This window comes from Aliikangiella coralliicola, assembly GCF_007004725.1.
Taxonomy (GTDB): domain Bacteria; phylum Pseudomonadota; class Gammaproteobacteria; order Enterobacterales; family Kangiellaceae; genus Aliikangiella; species Aliikangiella coralliicola.
In genome coordinates, this window is record NZ_ML660164.1 from 512395 (window position 1) to 534827 (window position 22433).

Genomic DNA, 22433 nt, shown 5'->3' on the forward strand with positions numbered 1-22433 from the left:
TAACTCCCGGTTTACTGTTTAACCTAGTAGCTGATTAATCCTGCTAAGTGACTTCACTGTGTTTGGTTTATTGGCATTTGCCTCCATTGCTGTATCAATGACTTTTCTCAATTGATCGTCTGGATTGATTTCAATTCCAGACTCTGACAGTGCTGCTAAAGATTGTGTAATCACATTCAGCGTGTTAGACATAGGATCGGAATCTTTCAGGTCTTTTTCCATCACATTCACTAATTCTGTAACCTGTGAAATTTGGGAAAGTAGCATTGGATATCCTGCTTGCGCTGTTTCCGCATCGGCTTCTAATATCGTGGTTGATAATTGATCCCGGGTTTTGGTAATTAAAGGGTCGAAGGTTTCGCTGATTTCTTGATTGCGAAGGCCGGCAACGTACTCTTTACTCGTATCAGGATCACTCAAATCAGTTCGGAGTTTATCGTAAACGCTAGCAGTATTTTTGGTCAGTGTATTATCTTCAGGGAATACTTTAATAAATCCTGTATCATTTCTGACGCCATTAAAATCATCGATAACGCGATCGACTCTGATACCCAGGTCATCAATAGCAATAATATCAACAGGTATTCGGAATGTTTTTACCGGAGATGTATTCGGACATTGCTCATCCCAGCTCACAGTTACAGTCACCGTTATTGGTTGGTTAGGTTTAACTTCTACCAACCTGAATGTTGGCTCGTTTTCAAGGCTGGTTCCGCCGGGTGTAAATACCCATTTTGAAAGATTATAATCGGTCGAATTATTAATGACTGCGACATCGTAAATTCCGTTATCAACTTTCTTAATCGACTTAATTTCCAGGGAAGCAGTTGGTTTCTTGACGTTAACCGTTAAACTCGCACTACGATTTTCTGCGGTGAAAGTGATAGTGACATCGCCGCCGATATTAGCCAGTGCTGGAATAAAGAAGATTTCATTGCCTTCTGTTCGCACACCCGGACCGCTGGCAATGCCTTTGGTTCCTTTCGGACTGATGGTAATTGGGTATCGGTTTTTGTCGCACCAGACAAACTGGGTTACTTCCATTGAAATGTTGAGTGGTATCGAAGCTGGAATTGTTACCATGCTAGAGAATGAATTAATGCAAGGTGGTTTGTTCAACCGCATGGTGACGGGCATTTCTCGTTCTGCGCCGCCCAATTTATAAGTTCGTCTGATAATATTAACGCTCGATTTCACTACGCCGAGTTCGTCTTCAAGCTGATAGAGTTTTCCATTTCTATCCAACATTGTATATTCAATAACGATGGTCTCGCCGTCATTCGTTAATTCGCGATAAGTAAACTCTGCACTGCAAGGTGTAAGATCCAATGAAGTTGACTGGGTTACATCGCAAGCACCGTTGATGAGTCTAACCTGAACGTCGAAATTAGTTTGTGCATTCAGATCATAGGTATGTAAGAAGGAAGGCTCAGTTGACGAATTACCATCGCCAAGATCATAAGAATAACTGTCAAGATTTTCAGGGGCAGAGAACTGAACATCGGCCTTCATTGCTTCACCGTTAATTAACTTCACTGTTGCAGCAAACTCTCCCTCGATGGTACTGACGGTAACTATCTGACTGACTTTTTCTCCTTCAAATTCGTAAGTAATCTCGTTACTACCGACAACGACATCTGGATGTCCAGGGTGGAAGTGAACTTCACCATCTTCAACCACCAGACCATTGCCAGTATAAGTACCATTTTTAGGATCGAAGGTAACTTTAGCCGGGGTGCCGTTGCGACATAAGGAATAACTATCCATAAAGATAGTGACTTCGCGATAAGCAGGAATGGTAAAAGTCACTGACTTGGTATCAGAACAGGTTTCCTGAGTCATGGTTAAGGTGACAGTAATTTCTTGTTCAGCTTCTCCAAGTTCATAAATATGAGTAAAGGTTTCCAGCTCGTTCACTGTGTTGCCGTCGCCCATTTCCCACACACGGGTCAATGAGGCTTGTGGATGAGTAAATTGATAAGTGATGCTATTTAGTGAACGCTCAATTTCTCGGTAAGTGAATGTGGCATTACACATTTCGAAGGTGAGTTCATGAGAGGCGTGAGCAAAGCATTGTCCCTGTTTTGCCTGTAATGTCACGGTATAAGCGGTGACTTGAGACAGATCATAAGTTTTAACCGGCGAAGGTTCTTTTGAGGTGCTATTGTCAGAAATATCACCATCGCCAAAGTCCCATAGATATTCTTGTGCTTCTTTGGGATCAGAACTAAATTGAACCGTTGCAGTTTGCGCGTCGTTATCAACTTCGATCAAGTTATAGTTGATTGCCACTTGTGGGTCGGCCACCGACACTGAAAAATCGTAGCGGGCTTCATTAATGAAATAGCTGAACAGAATTGTTCCGGCGGTCACATCGTCAGCGCTTGGTTTGAAGAAATGCTCCCCGGTTGTCTCATCAGTAATCACACCTTTACCAACTGTCTGGCCGCCTGGGTAGTTAGTAATAAACTTAAACAAACGCGCATCGGTTTTGCAGAAATGGGTTTGGGGTAACTTGAATATGACTGGATAACCGCTACAAAACTGAATGGGAGGGCAATCTGAACAACAGATGAACGGTAACGCAAAGTCTAGCACGATTCGCCGTGTGTTATCATAAATCAGAAAGTAGGTGCCGCCGGCCCAACAACCTCCAACGTGAAACATACCGGGGGTTTTTCCTGAATAAGCAGACAACAAATGTAATAGTTGAATTTTATTAGTACGGGCATCGTAAGCTTCCATCAAGGACTGAAATTGATTAAAACAATTTTCCTGCCGTAACAAATTAAAATAACGAATGATATTTTCTTTATCAGTTTGTGAAAAAAGCTCGCCGTATTTATTGCCGGTAATGATGTCTTTAAATTTTTCTACTTGCGAAAGAAGCTGCTCATATTTGCTGGTGAAGTAGGTTTTATCAAATTGTAATAAAGGCTTTTTTAACTCGCTGATTAATGTATTTAAAGTTGTGACGATTTGCAGTGGTTGGTAAATCTTATCTAATATGTCGTCGGTTTCCTTGACGTTGGTCTTGGCGAAATTTCGATAGAGATAAAGTTTGGCTGAAGTGTAGATATCTTTTGATTCGGATATTTTAAAATCTTCGAAAATTGTGCCGATTTCATAAGGGGACTCTTCTGCAACCTCTGCAGCGTAACCTTTTTCGGTGAACTTTATGTTTTCTCCGGCTGAACGGGTTGTCAGGTATTTAGACTCTCCCGCCCGTTCTCCTGCGAATTCATCGTAACGGTAAGAAATGGGAAATTTGCCAGAATCTTCTTTCTCACGCCCAGACTCGACTTTTACTTCAAATGGTGCTTTTTCTTCAAACTCTAGTTCTTCTACTTTTCTACGTGCCTCTTTTTCTGAGGTTTTATCTTTGTAGAAAATTTCTTTTTCATCAAGCAAAGCATCCTGAAATAATTCCATGTCACCAAGCTTTAGTGTCTTACCCTGTTTAACAGAGATTTTGACCGATTTTGAACCATAGCCTTTAAAAAAGGTTTCTAAAGAGTATTTGCCTGGCGGTAGATTTGAAAGCTCCATCACGCCGGAAGTATCCGTTTCGCCAACCAGTTTCAACTTTTGAATGCCGTAATAGACGCCGGCTAACGGTGTTTTTCTTCTGCCATCAATAAATCGGCCAACAACTTTAGAAACCGGACTTTCCTCCAAGTCATCTTCTGGTGCATCAAACTTAATCGAACGAACTAATTCTAAAGTTTGATTAAAATAGCAATTGATTTTCTCTCGCTGTGACAGGTAAACAAGCTCAATATCTTCAAATCGACAATCGATAGTTAAGTTAATGTCGTCAGAAATCTTACCGACTTTCAAACCCATTAGCTTAATTGGAAGGTTGTAGCACTTAATCCACTGTAACACCTCAAGGGATGCTTCGTTGTAATCCTTACCTAGTGGACCTTCAATTCGATAAAAGGGAAATTCGTTCAAATCACCATCTAGCGGAAAGCGCACGCGACTGAAGTTTTTGTACTGAGCGTGCTTGTCGATTAGCGTAGCGAGTAACGGTGTGTTTGTTATCGATTTCTTTGGTAGGAACCCTTCCGCATGTTTTGAATAAAAATAATCAAGCTCTTTATAAGAGTTGCGAATACTTTTCGTTGATTTTACGGTTTTTAAAAAGCCAAAGCTCTTTCTTTTTAATTTTGATTCACAAACAGGAATACATTCGTTATCGTGATAACTCAACACTTTATCGGACAAACATCTTTCTGCTAAATCAAAATTCCAGACAGAACGGAGCTGAGGATATTTATTCAGGTCGTAATAATAGGGAATGCTTCGTTGACCAAGTGGGGTTTCTTTCTCGTGACTTGGCGTGATCTTGATAAGGCTGGATTTTAAATCTGGAATCCTGAATGACTGGCTGAGTAAAACCAGACGCTTGAATAGCGACTTCACTTTTCTGACTTTGTATTCCCCGGCGGTAGGTTCCATTGCAGTAATAAAGTAGTGACGATAGGCGCTAGGTTTGCAATCTTCGGTAGGGTAAAGTTCTCGTACCATTAAATGTTTGGGAAAAGCATTTTCAGGTACACAGCAACTGACAAAAACATCGAAAGCGTACTCAATAAACTCCTGATAAGCGAGAATTAAGTCTTTTATATGGTCGTAGAAATATTGAATACCTAAGGGATGGTTAAGTTTGGGAACCCAACTTTTAAATGGATTAACCGCGTAATCATCTTGCAATAGTGGTAAATAAATCTGGTAAGCCTCACGGAAAGCTTGTTCCATCTGAAGTAGCGTGCCGCTGCTGAGCAAGTAAGCATATGACAGTTGAATATCTTCGAGTTCCAACAAAGTATCTTCGTCGCCAAGCCAATGCAGACGACCCACATTCAAGCAGGGGAGGTCGTACTTTTTCAGATACATATCATAAAGCGGCTCTACTTGTGTCGAACTGTTTTGTTTAATGAGTAAATCGAGAACCGACTTTTCGATGAGCAGAAATCTGACACATAAGGTACTCTCCATGCCTTTTTCATCGCAGTCACTGCCGGTACAGGTATCCAGATCGACATCTCTTACTTCCAGATAAAGCAGGGCGACTTTATCTTTAAGAAAACTTATTGGAATGGGTTTGTTGTCTGGATCCTCTGTATCAAATGAGCCTTTAGGCAATAATTCCCAAAGCTTAACTTGTGCATCATTGCGACGAAAATAGCTGTATTGCACCGGGTCGGTATATTCTGCATAGTGAGTACAGATAGAGTCTGGATAGCTAATCTGATAACCGTGAGTGGTTAATCCACAACCAGCAGAAATAAAAACGGTGCTATTCGCTTCATTTATTTCCAGGCGTAATCCGCAGGCGATACCCGCGCCGATAAAACACTTTCGTGTCCACCGGTTTTGTAAATCCAGGTAACTAAATAACTTGTTGAGTTGATCAGCGGTTAAAACCTGATCGGCTTCAAATTTTGGATATGCTCTGCAAATGTCCATTTTAGTTTCCTTTATTTGAACCTAATTTGGAATGATTTAACAAGATGGATTTAGAATCGCTTTCTTTAGTGCAATCGAACAAGTGAGCTTCTGGATAAATACTGTTAAAGTTTTCCAGCAAGTGGAGTAATTTATCCTGCTCATCAATCAATGCCTGGTTTTTATCTAAAAACATCGGGTGCGTGTAAAGTGTTGTGGTTTTTAATTTCAACCAACGAAAAAAAACATCTTCGAAATTGTCCATCGCTTCCTGATCGACCCAGCAAATTTTCAGATGAATATGGGCCGGTACTTCCTTACGCAATGTATCTTCGAAAAAACGACGAAAGTCCATATCCTGGAAGCGTTGTGGCCAGTAGGGGACAACCGCTGTAGCGCGAAACGAGTAAGGATCTTGATAACCCGGCGAACAATCGCTTTTAAGTGACACCTTAAACAAGTGACTCAACTCTGAAATCGGTCGTAGCAAAATATGTTCTACCAGGTGAAAACCTTCGAGACGGGTCGCTTTATATTTTAGAATATGGATGATTTTTTGAATCGCCTGCTCAACTTCAAATTTAGTGCGAAAATATTTGCGACGACGCGTGATAATTTCCTTATCTTTATCGAGCAATATGAAGTGATATTCACCATTTTTATTAGCCTTTATTACATATTGTTCTCGATCCGTTCCGCACTCTAGCGCTGTTTCCATGGCGACTTGTAAGCTGTTTGCATCAAGGTAGTGCCGTGTGCTGGAGAAAAGAATATTACCTTCCATATCCCGTAAACGAAATCGTGATTCGGGAATGCCATCGGTGTCAAGTTCCTCAAAGGTCTCAAATATATTGGTATAGTCAGGAATCAACCGACTGCGATACCAATTGTCAATTCCAACCAATCGAGAGCCTCTGATTTCAAGACCGCTCACGTTAGTCGGATCACCGTATACTTTGCAGTCGAATCCTTTGCCTCTGTCTCTGCTGAGGCGAGGGTAATCCTTCAGAAAATTGATTTTATCAATAATTAAATCTTCATTTGATTTGGCGCTGTCCATGTGAGTGCTGAGTAGCACATAGTCGGTAAATTGCTCGCCGAATCGCGCGAGTAGATGGTCGAGAAATTGATTTTTTCGGTCTTCATATGTTTTACTGTTTTCCAGTAATTCATCGTGCTGACACAAGCGATTCCAGTAACTCTCTTTTTTGTCGAGTAAATATTGCTGCCATTCTGCTTGATAGCCCGAAGGCCTATCCCATTCGATTTCTTTTCCCTGGTGTTTAACCACAAATTCCCTCACCAGGTTTGAACCATTCGGCAAGTTGGGAACCTCAATTTCTGGAATTTTGCAAATATCAAGCAGTAGCGATTTGTATTGCTGATACAAACTATTGCCAAGCAAACTCTGTAACTCAATAGTAAATGCTTCTTCTTCAATACCGGGCTGGTTTAATAAGGGTTGCAGTAAATTGATTTGTCCAACACTCCAGCCTTCCTCCGCTAACAGTTCCAAGGTTGATTGAGTGATTTTAAATGTCACCGGTAACGAAAATAATAGTTGAGAAAAATAAGTTCGTTTGATTTCTGTATTTAAACTGAATAAATTTTTAATATTGGCGAGTTGAGCGCAATAATTCGCCAGAATTTGATCAACTAATTTCAGAAATGCTTTTAGTTGTTTTGCTTGAGCCTTGCGCAAATCAGTAGATGAGGGGGCCAAACCTTCGCTGCCGACGCCGTAAACTAGCGGGAAATCATTTTGTATTGAATGGTAATGGCGAAGTTTATGATCCTTTCCCTGAGGTGGTTCTAGGTCGTACTCTTCTGCTTGTAAGCGAGAGCGATAGTCCAGAGCGCGCAGATCTTCGAGAATTTCGAGTGTTTCACTTTGTCTCGCTTTGTAGGGAATTAGTCCTTTATAAAATACTATTTTTGAATTCTTAGTATTAAACTTCAGCGCACGGTTTTCTGTAATCGACAAACACCAATCCTCACCTTCATTTAACACTAGTCCTCGTAAATATTTACTGAGTTGAATATTTTTGATCGCCACAATACCGTCAATATCCATTAAGACCTGGATAATATCGGAAACGTGAACCATTGGTCGGTAATCGGCAGCTTCTATGTCTTCTTCTTTTACAAAACCATGTTGGAGAGCTGGCCCATTAAAAATGGCATCTAATGTGTATCCCATTTCCTGCATTTCCAATAAGGAATAAAATGGGATAAGAGGAGAAAAGAAGTTTTCAAGCGCATAATAAATATTGGCCAGGACCTGTTCGGTGTCGGAATCAGGTCGGATTTCAATATCTGTACAAATTGCCACTTCCTCAACTTCTGATTGTTTAAAGCGAACAAAATCTTCGCAGAGGTTACGCTGTTGGTGGACTCGACTTTCGATAAGCTTGACGGTTTTAACACATTTGCTGATACGCTCTTTAAGAAATGCACCAATTTCGTCCAGCTCATTAATAATTCTTGAATCGATAAAGGCTTTATTTGAATCTGTTTTTGATAACGGAGACTCTATGTTGACTTCAAAGGGAACGGTTAAACCAGCACGCTTAAGATAAAATATGCCGCTATAAATTGCGGTGTCTTCGATAGATGTAAAATTGCCCATATAGGAATGGTCAAATGTGCCTGGGTCGAGATCGTTTTCGAAGAATACCTGCCAGTGGGGTTTGAAATATAGCGAGAGAAGTTTCAAGCCGCTATTGGACAGCGGGAAACTGTACTCCCATGAATTGAGGTCGCCTAAAGTTTCATCAACTTCAAATTCAAGGTTAACTTCGTAAAGACCATCCAAGTTTAAACGTCTGGTTCTTTTGTTGGGAGTGAAACTTAATTCCGACGCTTTCGGATCGCTATAAATGGGCGGCTCTGATTCCTCCAGCATTAATAACCAGGCGTTTCTGACTTGATGCACGTCAACAATGACTTTTCGCCAGTCTGCTAAAGTGAGCGCATTACAGGGTAATATCTGCCTGGGGGTGAAAAAAGTGTCAGAGTTAGTTTGAGAACCTGTGAGCGATTGAACGATGGTATCGATGTTTTTATTATCTTGTGTTTTGAAATCTAGTGTTGAGGCTTCAGCTAAGATATCTTCTATCGCATAGTCGGTTTTATAGCCAAGATCGGTAATCGCATAACAAATCATTTCCAGGCAGGTAATACCAGGATCGTGAATGTTATGGTCGGTCCATTTTTCCGATGCGAGTTGTTGTATGTAGGTAATGCCTTTGGTTCTCAAATATTCATAGACTTTGCTATGAACAAATTCTGGGAATTTTTCGATGAACGCTTGAACTGACATTAGCAATTGTCTCCCGCTTTAATAAGGTGCTGAGCATGCGACACGAATATAGAGCGTGCCGATGTAGGAGTCGCTTCTTCAATATCATATTGACCTGTTTCTTTTTCTTCTCCTTTTTCATCTTTGGTGATGGTGAGTTGATTCATTTTAAAGTTAGTAATGTAATCGACATAGTCCCGCTCTTCGGCGAAGTTAACCAGAATTGATCGGTGCACCTTACCGCCAAAATTGATTTCTTTGTGCTTAGTATTAAAGAATGCCCAAGGAGATAAAAATTCCATGATGTCCTGGTTAAGGATCTCAAGGTACATTGCCGGATCAAATTCGGGATGAAACGCCACGGTAAATTCGAGTTGAATCGTTTCATACAAAGGATTAACCACTCTTAGTTTTCGCGCAGCAAATGGCGTCATTCGTTTTTTTAAAAAACTTTTAATCACATCGAGTTTGTCGAGACTGGTTTTCGGCTCTAGCGGGTTGATGGCATTTTGGTTGGTCAGGTCCGGTATCACTATGACAGTGACGTATCCCGGCGCAAACTCAGAGGTGAAAAAATCATTTTCGCCGCGTTCATAAAGATAGGTGCTGTGATTGATGCATTTGACTTTAAAAATATCAGGGAACTCCTGCAACACAATTTTCTCGTAATCCCAGATCGTTATTGCGCGATCTTTATGACGTAATCTTTCACTAACCCGCGTATTAAAAATTGAGGGGGACTCGGCGGCTTTCCCATCAACCGAAGCATAAGGCTGGTTAATTTTCTTAATTTGTGATTGTTTAACGGTTAGTTTTGTTATCGAACCGCCGGGCAGGCTACTAGCTAGAAACTGATCATCATTACTTTCATTTTTGAAGGAGGCCTCGCCGACTTGTGTTGCCACCTCAATGAGTTGGGATACAGCATCAGTATTTTTCAGTACAGATGCCTTTAACCAGATTTTCCCATCGGGCAACATAGACGCGGTGTTGTTAATGGTATCTGCAAGTGTAATCGAGATAATTCCTGATTGATTGAGTTCATTGGTACTGTTATAGCTGATTTGTTTGGTATTTAGAGTCACCCATTGGTTATCCTGAAGAACAGACCAATGAATAGTTTCTTTGTTGAGTTCAGGATTAGCGCTACCTTCTGCTACCTGGAAAAATAGGGTGACCATCTGTGGTGGCGTAGCATCGGTTAAACCAATATAAAGTTCACCGTTGTTTTCCTGAGAAACTTCATCAACATCAGTCCTAAACTGAGGAAGCAAACTGGTTTTTTTGATCTGGCTGATATTAACAGCGGGCGGGACCAATGTTGTTGCTGGTACCGTCGGTATTGTTGGCGTCCCACTGTCTGCTAAACTAGAGGTAACCGTTTGATTGTTAGTCGGAGTTGAAACTGACTGTGAAGCCGCGCTTAAATTTAGCGTACCAAATGGGTAAATATGATGGAAAGCGCCTGCCGCCAGATCAGCTGCTTCCGATAGATTCAGCGTTACTTCAGCAGTATAACTTAAGCTAAGATTATTGAGTACTGGCGTGTAAGGTTCGTTCGGCAAAATAGTCGTATCAGGGGCCTTGATCAGCTGTACTATTTTTTTCGCGTAAACCTGGGAATAAAGTTTGTGACCGAACACATCAGACGGACCAGATAACTCTAATTTAATAAAGCCTTGCTGTGTGTCATTTTTGTATTGCTTTAACTCAGAAATTTCGCTGTTGAGGTCGAAGTAGGGGATATTCTTTCCAGAATTGTCGGTCGATGTTTCAAAATTAATTTCCAGTTGTGAGTCTGACACATTAAATAGCGGATCAGTTGACTGAGGTTCCCAGGCTTTTTTGTTGAGCAGACTGACGTCGGCAACCAATGTCTCTTCGTTAATCGGTGTTTCAAATATGAGCTTGGTGCCGAAGGTGGCTGATATCTGATCGAATGACTCTAGTTTACTCAACCCATCAATAGTGACATCTTTACGTCCCGACTTGTCAATCACATCTTTTAAAAAGGATTCATTGAGTTTAACCAGTTCGGTAAAATCGAAGTAGTGTTCATAGTGTTGATTGAAATCGGCGGGAGCGTCTAACCATTCACCGGTGAGCGTCATGCTGGTAACAGGTTTGCGAAACGCTTCGTCGCTACCGACGTAAAAAGTGTTGCCTAAAACCGGGCGCGGTCCGAATGCCTGGAAAGGTTTGTTTGCATCCAATGTACCTAAGTCACTTTGTACAACCAGACTTTTTAGTTCCTCGACTTCCACTTTTAAATCGATCGAGTCAACCGTGAGATCTTTCAGGTTTTTGTAGGGAAAAGGCTGGTTGTTTTCCAGGTCGTGGAGCAGGATCACTTGCATAACCGGCGTGCTTTGGCTAGTTGAACTTTGAGTGCCTGTGCGAGTATAAAAATTTCTCGGTGTAAATGGTTGGATATTGAGCACTTCGTCGTAAAAAGGAAACACCGGCGGTTGTGTTGAGTTAAGCTCAACTTTTAATAAGACATAATTGGACGTGTAAGTGAAAGATAATACTTCAGCATCAATCCAGTCTTTTTCTCCGCTGAGCCTGACCTCTATTTGATCGGTACTCAAGCTTTCTTCAGGCTTAGCATCGGTGTAAATTTTAAGTGTAATCGTTCTTTTTCCTTCGCGTAGATCGAGTAATGCGGAGCTGACTGCAAATCCAATTTCGGCCAATTCAGCTGTTCTGTTTTCTGGATCTATTAACGAACCATTGTTTAACTGATCTTCGGCGAAGGGTTTCCATTTGGGTTCTGTTTCGCTAAATTCCAGGCCTTTGCCGTCTTTGGAATTGGCAATCGGTGCACTGTAGATTCGATAACCCTGTCCCTCGTTTCGATCAATGTAAACAGATTTAATATCGCCGATGTCTTTTATTTTTGCTTTGTTAACGACAAGCTCGCGGTTTAGTTTATATTGAACAGGGAGACCTGATTGGTCAAAGCCCGCTTTTAACAAGGTGTCCTCATTTAACAAGTGATGCTTAGACTGTTTCGCAAGTTCAAATAACACGTGAACCCTGTCTTCGGTGCTGGGGAGCGGGGTAAAACCCAGTATGGTTTGGTAATAGTGATCCAGATGTTTCCCTGTTAATGAATTGAGATGAATCTGCGCAAATTTAAATAGTCGGATAAAAGCAATGTACAGCGCCATATGTGGTTTATGATTGGGCCAGTGATGAATGGCTTCACATAAATAAGTCGGGGCGTCATTGATTAGCTGATTTTGCGACTGAAGGAAGCTACCTGCCCAGGAGAGCAATGTTTCGGCGGCTTTCTTAAACCGGATCAGAGCCACATTTCCCGCATAATCAAAAATAGTGTTGTCTTTGTCTGCTCCGTTTATCCAATCACCCAGCGTAAAAAGAGTACCACTGTTTGTGTCGTCCCAAAGTGATGAATAAGGTTGAGCGAATACTGCTTCTTGATCAAAACCTAATGCTTCCGGCATGACTGCATTGTCATCAAACCATACGTAATCCTGTGCGTAACGGTAAGCGCCGATTGTTCTTACTAGAATATCTTTGAGTTGCGATGAAACCAGTCGATAAAGATGCCGTTTAAATCCATCGTCTGATAAGATCTTTAAAACCCAGCTGTTGAATTCACTAGAAAGTTGAAAGATATAATTAAATAAAATTTCAAAAACGCCTGAGTTTTTCAGAGCATCCTCAGTCTCGGCTTCATCGATCTGGGCTTTCAGTTGATTAAATATTTTCTTGTAGTCGCGATTATCCTTGTTCGCAACAATCGAAATGATCGAAGCAATGTCTCGGTCGAAAAAATCTTGCCAGTCGCCCGCAGCTTTATTTTGACCATCATAGTATTGTAACTCTTTTGCGTAACTGGCCGCATAATTCATCAAGTCGGAAAGTGAGTGCTCGTCAATACGCGCATAGTGAGGATGCAGTTGGGACAGTCGTCGCTGAGGCTGACTGGTACCGTCTCGTATTAGCGGATTTTTTGTATTGCAAATTTCAATTTTCATAATTTGTTAATGCAATGTCTCAGCGTTAGTGGTTTAAGTAATCATTGCCCCTTAATCAGGCAACTTGATTTTTTGCCTTCATCATTTCAAGGTATCGCGCTAGCACCTTCGTTAAGGTAAAAAGGCAACACAAAATTGTAGCGAGAGTTCGTACTTCGAATTCGATAATCCAAACTAATTGTCACCATTCCTTCTAGTGGCACTGATTCCAGGCTCACTTTATCCAACAAAATTCTCGGCTCAAAATAGAGAATGGCGGTTTTGATCAAGTCTTTGAGGAACGCGTCGAGTGATGAGTCTAGCGGTTCAAAAATATAATCTTTTAAATTGCTGCCGTAAGTTGGTTGCATAACGCGTTCGCCCAAGGATGTCGACAGTAAGATTTCCAGGCTGCTCTGAATATCTTCCGGTCCAGCGATCATTTCGACTGATTGGGTTTCTTTTTGAAATGTCGGTGGAAATCCCCAGCCGGTTCCTAAAAATGGATTGTCTTCGCTCATCACTTTTCCTACGTTACTTTTCTTACGTTGTTGATTCGATAAAAAGCGGTCACTCGATCAAAACCAGTCACTTCTACAAAACAGTCAACCAATAATAACTGTCGGCTCGCCGACAGCGGCAGACGCACCACAAATACAAACGTCACCAACGCGAACCGCCGGTTTGCCACCGATTAAAACTGTCGCACTTCCCATCGGAAACGGACTGGATGGAATATGCGGCGGCGGCGGAATAGGGCAGACGTGCATATCGCCGATCACGGAAGCTGGCATATTGCCAATGAGTACCGTCGCTTCACCGGGACCCACAATGGTTCCACCGTGGTTACTAACGTCTCCGACTCTGGCTGCTGGTGGCATATTTTTTTCCTTTGAATTTGGTAATTAATTTAACCATACAGTTGGGTTTCCTGCGTCTACCCAACCTACGAAATGCTAGCCTTTTTCATAATTCATAATTCATAATTCATAATTCATAATTCATAATTTTAATTTATCTGCACCAAAGACCCTTTCACCTTCGCCACTGCACTAGAAGAAACCTCTGCACCAGCTGAACCTTCAGCTTTAAACTCGGCCGATGCGGTCACGCTGCAATTAGTGCCCTCAATATTTGTGTCACCACCAGCGGTAATATTAATATCACCGGGACTTTCAATGGTGATCCCGTCGGAGGTCATTTCAATTTTATTGCTGTTTTCATCTTCAATTAAAATCGAACCACTGTCGTCGCTTAACACAATTTTGTTACCGTTCGGCGTTTCGAGCGTGTAGCTGATTTCGTCGTCGTTAAAAATCATTTTCATTTCACTGCGGGTAACAAAGCCTTTTTCGTGGTTGTCGTCAGAGCCTGTAATGGGAGCTGGTTTTGCACTGCTATTGAGCATGCCTAAAACAATCGGATCTCTGGGGTCATCATTTAGAAACCCCACTAAGACTTCGTCATCGATTTCCGGGCGAAAAAAGGCGCCGCGGTTTTCTCCTGCGTCCAGACTGGCAACTCGTGCCCATACGCCATCTCCATCGGGATCGATAATAGGTAGCGTCACTAAAATGCGGTCTTCTCCATCGGGATCCTCGCCAATTTGTTTACAGATACCTACTTGCAAACCACGGACGCCAGGTAATAATGCGGCGGCTGGGCGTTCCATCACATCGACTTTATCTGCAAACCAGTTTTTCGGCATGCCGAAGCGAATATCGGTAGTCCAGTTTTCTACGTCGAGTTGGTGGCGAACTGCTGTTATAAGGTGGTTGCCATTGTACCTGTCGCCAACGCCTGAAAAGCCAACGACTGTGCCTGGTTTTACTTCTCCGTATCCCTGGCAACGAGCTCTGCCTAAAGTTTTCGCCAGGCGGCTACGAAAAATTTTTGCGTCTGACCAGGACTTGAGTTCTTGATCGACAACCTTGCCTGAATGCCTCAGGTTATCAGCTTCATACTCAATCACTTGCGATAGATCGGAAGCTGATAAATTGCCGGCTTCTGCTAGCCCGGGATCAGTACCTTCTTCTTCGATAATTTCTTGCGCGCTATAGTCCCATGAAAATCCTTTGCTGGTAGGAATTTGATTGCGGGCGTCCATTGAGGCTTCGAACTCCATTAAAGTTGAGCCGTAATTTAAATTGAGAACAGGCTCTTGTCCTGGGTCTGCTGCGCCAACTTTTAAAGTTCCATCTTCGGCGATAACCAGTTGACTATTTGCTTCGGCGCGCGTGAGTATAAAATCCCAATCGGTGCAATTATATTGGACCATTTCCGGATGAGTCACTTCAGTTGCTTCAACTTCTGTGTCCAGGGAATAGGTACCGGCAATTTCGTCGATAATGTCGCTGTCGCTCATTTCGCTAAAGTAACTACTATTGCGTGTGCCTGTCATATGAACAGCTTTGTCTTTACATTCCACTACCAGTTGTGATGGTTTATTTTTGCGAATTTTTAATCCCTGACTGATAATGATTCCCTTGAATATTGAAGACTCTTCCGAGTGATAACCGGCAAAAACTTCTACTTCATTTCCGGGAACAAATACTTCAGAGTTACTCACCGCAAAATCTTGTTCGGCCACATCGCCGTCCAATAAAATGATGGTCGCCGACGCAATTTTGTTGTACTCCTTGCGTATAATAATATTGCCGACATTGGTTTCGGGACTGATTTCGCTGCCGTCCACTTCAAGGGTGAAAGTGGCCAGATCGCCGGTCGCGGGTAGGGGAATTACACGTTCGTCACTCACGCGGATTTCCCTTTATTGGCTGCTTTTTGATTAAGCGGTGGAAAGAAAATCGACTGTCCAACTTCCAGGTTGCGAAAGTTGGCAAGGTTGTTGGCTTTAGCCACCTCAAGGTAATACTTTGAATCGCCATAAATTCGATAAGTCATCAAAGGCAAAGTGTCACCGCTTTTTACGGTTCTGATATGAGTTAGATCTGGAGAATTATTTCCTTCTTCGGCCACTCGAAGCGCATCGTCGATATTTTCTGCAAAAGTGGCGCTAACTTTTGCGCGCAGAGGTTTTCCGTCCGGTCTGAAAAGGTTGTAGGATATTTCTGCGTTTTTTAAGACACATTTAGAAATTAGAGAACCCCAGGAAATTTTTAAGTAGTGGGGGCGGTGAATATCACCGTTGTTCTTGCCGGTAACCACCAGGAAGTGCTCTATTTCGTCGGCCACTTCCTTCTTTTCTGAGGATACGCCGGTTCCATCAAATAAGAATTCGAAAGTGTATTCCTGGGGTTTTATTTTACCAAATTTTTGTGCGCTACCGGTTGTTCCTTGTCCCTGAACTGGCTGGTACTCGACTTCATACTTTTGTTTGTAAGTATTGGGATTAAACATTGCGATAAAATCGCCACAGTCTGCTTTTGAGCTGTAGTCGAGCTTAGTGTAGGCTTCGATTTTCAGTTTTTTTAGCTGGCCGTTTTCTGTCATTTTAATTCCGGGTTATCGATAATTTCTATCTTGTTATCTGGTTCTAAATGTTTGATTCTGAGTCTTTGATTCCGAATGTTTGATTGCGAAAATCAGACACTGTTTACCGTTCGAGTTGATCTTTGAGTAACTCACTAATCTGTTCCATGCAGTCGGCAATAATTTCTTCTTTATCTGAAACCTCGCCCGAGGAACTCGCGTTTTCTCCCTGGGCGTCTTCTACATAGGCTTTGATTAATAATTCTCTTATTTCGACAGGCATGTTGTTACCCTCATGTTTTCAACAACGCATCATTTTTCACAGTTTAATTTTGGTGAAATACTGATAGCTGAGCTCTAGTGTTTCGACAACAATTGAATTGTCCATCGCTTTAAAATCGGAGACAGACCACTTGATCGGCCAGGCATTCACGAAACTATAGGTATCTGCTAACGGTTTGTGCTCTTCGTTAAGCAATGTCACGTTAACGGTGGTCGGCGATTCCTCCGGCGTTCCCGGATTGGCTTCGATATTTTGGATGGCGTTAGTGATCCATTTAACTAATTTAGAATCAACCAACAGCCCCCGTTTCAATACCAGGTTTGAATATTTCGCCCGAGTGGGAAGTCGGTGGGTGAAGCGGTTTTCACCGCCTTCTGTCACTTCTTCGGTACTGACTTCGGCACCCAGCCCGGAAACTTCCTGAAAACGAACATCGTTAATGTCGCTGGGTAAAAAACCAAACTCAACGCGAAAATGAAATCCCACCGGCGGATAGTAGCCGGCCATGGCGACTATCCGTTTTCAATCGTCAGTTTTTCATGAGCGACCTCAATTGATTCAATCGCCACTTCATTGCCGGTGGATTTGAGCCCCGGTCCTTCCACTTTCACCGGAAACGCATTAATTGCTTTCCAGGTCATGACTGGTTCGTGGGCTTCGTTGAGCAACGAGATAATAATGTCTTTTCGCTCAACGGTATTCAGCGCCGTGGTATCAACCCAGTCGAAGAATTTATTGTCGGCGGCCAAAATACCTTTCTTCATTGTCAAGTTGCCATACTTTGGGATGCCGGGCATTTTCAAGGCTTCGTATTGTTTGCTGTCGCCGTCTCGATATTCAATCATTTGTATTTCGACGTTTAAGCCGGAAACTTCAGAGAAGGACATTTTTTCGCCGCCCCACTCAACCTGGTAGTGAAACGCCGGTAATGGATAATTAGCCATACTTAAATCACCTTTTAGTTAATAGTTTCTGAAGATATTCATTCTTTCGTTGTCTTATATTTTGCTACCCTGTGCCATCAAGCTTCCGGTAGTTTGTGAGAGAACTTCAAGATGATAAATTCAGCCGGTCTCACAACAGCCATACCAATTTCTACATTCATGCGGCCTTCGAGAATATCTTGCGGCGTCATGGTCGTTCCCAGGCCCACGTTGACGAAAAATGCCTGATTCGGTTTCGCGCCCTGAAGTGCGCCATCTCGCCATTGTAGGGTTAAGAAATTCTCAATCATGGTTTTAACTTTGATCCAGGTGTTGGCGTCGTTTGGCTCGAACACTGCCCAGTAAGTTGATTTTTTGACAGATTCTTCAACCATATTAAAGAATCGACGAACTGATACGTAACGCCATTCGTTGTCGTTGCCTGCTAATGTTCTGGCACCCCAAACTAAAGTTCCTCGTCCGGTAAATGCGCGAATGCAGTTAATTGATTTACCGCCGTTGACATCAACATTCAGTTCCTCCTGATCGATACTGTCAATATTTTCGGTTAAACCAACAACGCCGCTAACACTCACATTGGCCGGTGCTTTCCAGACGCCACGAGTGGAATCGACCATGGCATAAATACCGGCGATTGCGCCGCTGGGTGGCATGGTGGTTAACGATGTACTGAGTTTCTTAATAATATTTTTGAAAGTAGGGTGAGAATCTAACAAAGTATTTTCATAAGTTGATTCATAAGTCGTTGCTGATTCAACAATTTCAGCCACCGCAGCGTTAACGGCTTCAAAAATATCATTAATTTTGGATAAGCCATTCAATTGTTTTTCGGTGTTGGTTCCTGCACCAAAGATATCGTTGGCGGCGGGTGCACTCGCGCCAAATATATCACCCCAGTTCGCCGATTCGGTTGGATCATAAGTGGTGTAAAGATTGTAACTACCAGTCAATGCAGTATCTGCGGCTCGGTCATAAGAAATTAAATCGGAGACAGTCGCTTTCAAAGAATTGGTAATGAGATCGCCGAGATTCGTAACCAGTTCACCATTGGTTAAAACAGCAGCGCCCGCAGACCAGGCGTCAATCTGATCAACAACACTATAAATAAAAGTAAACAGCGCTTTATACTTAGTGGTATCAGGTGCGCCTTTGTAATCATCTAACAAAGTCGTGTATTTGGCTTTCAGTGTTTCTTCGGCGCCATTTAATGTATCAAGGTCGCCGCTAATGGTGTCTGCATCAGCGACTGCTTTGTCGATATTGGCGACAGTGGTTTTGACTTCGGCATCATCAGTTAACACATCCATACTGACGACTGCGCCGCCGCGCATGACTTTTCCTTTGATATCTCGATAGCGAACGTCCAGCGAAAGATTTGTTTTCAGCCAGGGGGTATAGGCTGCACCATATTTTAAGTAATTAATGCCGATTTTATTGCGGAACTCGTTGTAACCTTCTTCCCAGTCGAATGTCGGCGCTGTTGATTTGGATTCCAGCAGATCGAACACTGCGACTCTGTCTTGCAGTGTATTACATTGTTTTAGCGCTTGTTGTTGCAAGTCATATAAATCATCACTTTCTAATAACACAGCATCAGGAAATAAAATAATGGTCGGCTCATCCTGTTTCTTTAAAACTGCCAATCCGCCATCAACATTGTTGAAGTGATCTTTAGAGATTGACCCTGTGTTATCTTTGTAGAGTCCGACAGAAATGATGTAACACTTACCGCCGCCGTTTTTAAAGAACATGCGCAATGCGTCATACATATAAAAATTTGAGGTCACATCGGTGCTCGAAACGCCGTTGTTTTCGTCTAGCTTAACCGAGTTAACCGCGACCGGTGGTGCATCGCCAAACAATTCCTGGTATTCCAACAATGATTTAACCCTCGTCGGCACCAGGTGTAAATCTTGCGGCGAAAACTCTTGCGCTTTTTCCGTATACCCGATGAAAGCTGGAATAGCCGTTTCAACTTGTGCAACGGAGGGAGGGAAGATCGATATTTCTTCGACGTAGACGTCTGGCGTTTTATAACTTGGCATATTTTTCGTCCTTTTCTTAAATTAAAGGTAGATATACACTTCTGAATAAATTTTTCCGTTATCGGTTTTAATGTTAGTAATTTCAGGATTAGGCAACGACGTTTCTTCCGTCGAAGTATTTCCACCGCCACCACCGCCGCCTTGACCGGCAATGGTGCGTTTTAATTTGATTCCTTTTATCGGCTCTTTTTTCAGGGGAATTGTTGTGTTACCCGAGTCAAAAGGAATGACAGTGGTATTATCTGCAAGTTTGTAACTGTTTTGTCGTGTGAATGTTGCAGAAACAATATTCGAGACTACTTCAAGATCCGTTGGATCAAGGTCTTTGCGGTATTTTAGCCCGACCAGGTATTTCCAGATGGTTTCTCGGCAATCAATTCGCACCGTGTAAGTTTTTGCTGACACGTTTCCTTGGGCGTCGGCAAACTGGTAAGTTGCAGGAACATCACTGTGATAAAAAATATCGATTAACCCGAAAGGTTTTTGCGCTATTAAAGTACCGTCGAGATAAAATTTTTGCTGCTCAACTCCATCAACTTTAGCGATAAATAAGCCAGTACCAAATGGTGTTAAGTCAAGGTTAGCGCTAAAGTTTTTTTCTGCGGCGACTTCGCCGTCGTCTAATTTGTTAAGTAATTTAGAATAAATGGCATTGCCCTTGCGATCTTCAATGGAGAGGGTTGCGGTGTCTGCCGCCTTTTTAAATCCATAACTAAAATGGGCAGGGCGCAACATAAATTCATCCTGAGATGATAAATAGGGTTCGACTGTATCCTCCACCAATAATAATTCGTCTTCGCCATCAATTTCCTGAGTGTTATTTTGCAAATTATTGAGGTAGTAAATGCCTGGCTTTTTTCCGTCTAGCGGCAATGAGGAGTAATGAATAATATAGGGCGATTTTGAAAATAATTGAAAACTAAACTGACGTGGGTCGGTTAAGGGCACTAAAGGCTTTTCTACATTATCTTCTTTATAAGCGGTGTATAAAACTGTAAAGCCTCCGCTAGTTGAGCGAAATAGCAACCCTTGCTTAGCCATTTCTCGCCGGCATTTTTCTGTTGGAACAATGCTGATATCCTCATCAAGATGAGTGTATTCCCCGAGTTGATTTTTATAAAACTCGTGAAAGAACTTCACTGTAAATAAAGGACGATAAGCACTTTCCATTAATTAAGGTTCCTCATTAACTTTCGTTTACCTCCGCTGTTATTCCCATTCCTTCAAAACTTGTTTCGCTAATACCTGGCTGTTGATCCTGAGCGAGACCTTCCTGAACAATAAGCATACGGACTTTGTAGCAAATTGATGGCAGATATTTCGCGCCCAGATAACCCCAAAGGTGGTTTTGTTGTTCGAGCCCCATTGTGTGCAGCTCAACAATGATTTTGTCTATTTTAGGTTCAAAGTCAGGGGTGTTAGCGGCAGTGAAAACATTTTTTGATTGGAAAAAACTGATGCAGGCTGATAGAAATTTTAACCCTGTTGCATAAGTGTTAAAGTTGGATGCTAACAAAATATAAAGGTTAATTTTTAGCTCAGGGTTCATATGCATAATTTGACCGTCAACCGTTTTATGAACGGCTGTTTGTGCTTTATGAATCTTCTCTTCTTCAATGTTGATCAAGGTTAATCCTAGATGGTCTTTAGGAATAACGATTGAACCATCTTCTTTGACTAAAGGAGAAACAGAAACAGTTTCGTTACTGGTAACATTGAGATCAGGGATTGATTTAAAGTATTGATGGATTTGATTTTTGAGAATGTCCATGCACTTATCAATCATTCTGTTTTAATTCCTTAGTCTAAAAAATCATACAATCTCAATTGTTGAATAATCTAAAAGAACAAAACAGCCTAAAAGCAAACCGGCGAAAACTTTTTCATCGATTTGCTTTTTTTGAACTTTTGTCTGGCGGTGCTGGCGCTTTATTTTTAGCTTGTAAAGCTTGACGTAATAAAGATAAGTAGAATTTTATAATAGCCAAATAATTGGTAAAGTCAACGTCGTCAGAATCTCGAATTGTTATGTGTTTAATGCTTTGTTTTTTTATTTTTTAACAGGAAAAGATATTGGCTAAATATTTGAAATGATTGGTGATAAAATTATTTTTTGATGTTCGTTTATCATCATTTTTATGTTGGCTTAAAAGTAAAAAATAGTTCTTTGGATCTATATGATATAGATATAATTGCTCATATTTTTTTAATAAAATTTTAGTCGAAATGCGATATCGCAAATAAAAATTATCTTAGCGATAAATTAGTAGAGAAATTCAGTGTTTGATGTTTCTTTAAGAAAGTCTAAGGTTTTAAATAAGTGTATTGTTTTACGTGCAGCTAAATCTTTGGGAGATCTCTCGACTGCGCTCGAGATGACAGTGGGGGGGGTAACAAGAACATTTTATGGTTTGGTTGAAATGTCATCTCGACTAGCGTGGAGAGATCTCCTACAGACATCGACTCACTGAGTAATTGATCCAATGTTGATTTAGGAAAGTCACTCCTTTTAAATGAGTAATCGTTTTTACACCTGTCTAAACCTTTGGGAGATCTCTCGACTGCGCTCGAGATGACAGTTGTTTTGTTAACAGGGGAGGATTTACCAAATGTCATAATATGTTCAAAAAACAACCAATACTAATCCAGGCGATTGCTTCCATCAGGCGATTAAAACTGTTGTAAAAAAATCTTTTGTTTATTTTGTGTTCATTGCAAATTTACGTTGAAAAACATCCAAAAAAACGAGTCAGCGGAAACAAAATTAATAAAACGCCGACACAATAATTATTGAGTAATATTTACTCAGTACATTTAATATCTCCGAGTGATATTGAAGTGGATCTATTGATATAAATCGTTTAATATCCCGAGCGTTAGAATAACGCAATAAATTTATAAAATTATATTTGCGCTGGAGATATTCGGCGTTTTTTTCTGGGGAATATGGCTCATTTTTTGAGTTATAGTTTGAAGGTATCATTTTTC

The 22433-nt window shown here is 41.6% G+C and carries 13 protein-coding genes; all 13 read right to left on the bottom strand.

Annotated elements, in window-relative coordinates; all coding sequences use genetic code 11:
• Positions 1-18 precede the first annotated feature (18 nt).
• Positions 19-5475, bottom strand: coding sequence for a hypothetical protein (locus tag FLL46_RS13370; protein ID WP_142894152.1), 5457 nt, complete (start codon positions 5473-5475; stop codon positions 19-21).
• A gap of 1 nt (position 5476) precedes the next feature.
• A complete protein-coding gene (locus tag FLL46_RS13375) occupies positions 5477-8776 on the bottom strand; it encodes a hypothetical protein (RefSeq protein ID WP_142894154.1) in 3300 nt (1099 codons plus the stop codon).
• Entirely contained in the window at positions 8776-12762 is a 3987-nt protein-coding gene (locus FLL46_RS13380; RefSeq protein ID WP_142894155.1) for a hypothetical protein, read from the bottom strand. Before FLL46_RS13380 ends, FLL46_RS13375 begins: the two co-directional genes overlap by 1 nt.
• An 86-nt stretch (positions 12763-12848) precedes the next feature.
• Complete coding sequence (locus tag FLL46_RS13385; RefSeq protein ID WP_142894156.1) at positions 12849-13262, bottom strand: GPW/gp25 family protein; 414 nt, start codon at positions 13260-13262, stop codon at positions 12849-12851.
• 84 nt (positions 13263-13346) lie between these two features.
• Positions 13347-13622 (bottom strand): PAAR domain-containing protein, encoded by a 276-nt coding sequence (locus FLL46_RS13390; protein ID WP_142894158.1) that lies wholly within the window; start codon positions 13620-13622, stop codon positions 13347-13349.
• Between the two features lie 128 nt (positions 13623-13750).
• On the bottom strand, positions 13751-15499 hold the full coding sequence (gene vgrG, locus FLL46_RS13395; protein WP_142894159.1) for a type VI secretion system tip protein VgrG: 1749 nt from the start codon (positions 15497-15499) through the stop codon (positions 13751-13753).
• Positions 15496-16194 (bottom strand): CIS tube protein, encoded by a 699-nt coding sequence (locus FLL46_RS13400; RefSeq protein WP_142894160.1) that lies wholly within the window; start codon positions 16192-16194, stop codon positions 15496-15498. Before FLL46_RS13400 ends, vgrG begins: the two co-directional genes overlap by 4 nt.
• Positions 16195-16297: 103 nt before the next feature.
• Positions 16298-16456 carry a DUF5908 family protein gene (locus FLL46_RS26995; RefSeq protein ID WP_168204152.1) on the bottom strand — a complete coding sequence of 53 codons (159 nt, stop codon included), beginning with the start codon at positions 16454-16456 and terminating at the stop codon, positions 16298-16300.
• A gap of 36 nt (positions 16457-16492) precedes the next feature.
• Positions 16493-16963: a phage tail protein gene (locus tag FLL46_RS13405; protein ID WP_142894162.1), complete on the bottom strand. Its 471-nt coding sequence runs from the start codon at positions 16961-16963 to the stop codon at positions 16493-16495.
• Between the two features lie 5 nt (positions 16964-16968).
• The gene (locus FLL46_RS13410) at positions 16969-17400 is read right to left on the bottom strand and encodes a phage tail protein (protein ID WP_142894163.1); all 432 of its coding nucleotides are present in this window, start codon (positions 17398-17400) and stop codon (positions 16969-16971) included.
• Between the two features lie 77 nt (positions 17401-17477).
• Entirely contained in the window at positions 17478-19445 is a 1968-nt protein-coding gene (locus FLL46_RS27630; RefSeq protein WP_142894164.1) for a phage tail sheath family protein, read from the bottom strand.
• A gap of 21 nt (positions 19446-19466) precedes the next feature.
• Positions 19467-20615 (bottom strand): hypothetical protein, encoded by a 1149-nt coding sequence (locus FLL46_RS13420; RefSeq protein WP_142894166.1) that lies wholly within the window; start codon positions 20613-20615, stop codon positions 19467-19469.
• A gap of 16 nt (positions 20616-20631) precedes the next feature.
• Positions 20632-21231, bottom strand: a complete 600-nt coding sequence (locus FLL46_RS13425; protein ID WP_142894167.1) for a Pvc16 family protein — start codon at positions 21229-21231, stop codon at positions 20632-20634.
• Between the last annotated feature and the right edge of the window lie 1202 nt (positions 21232-22433).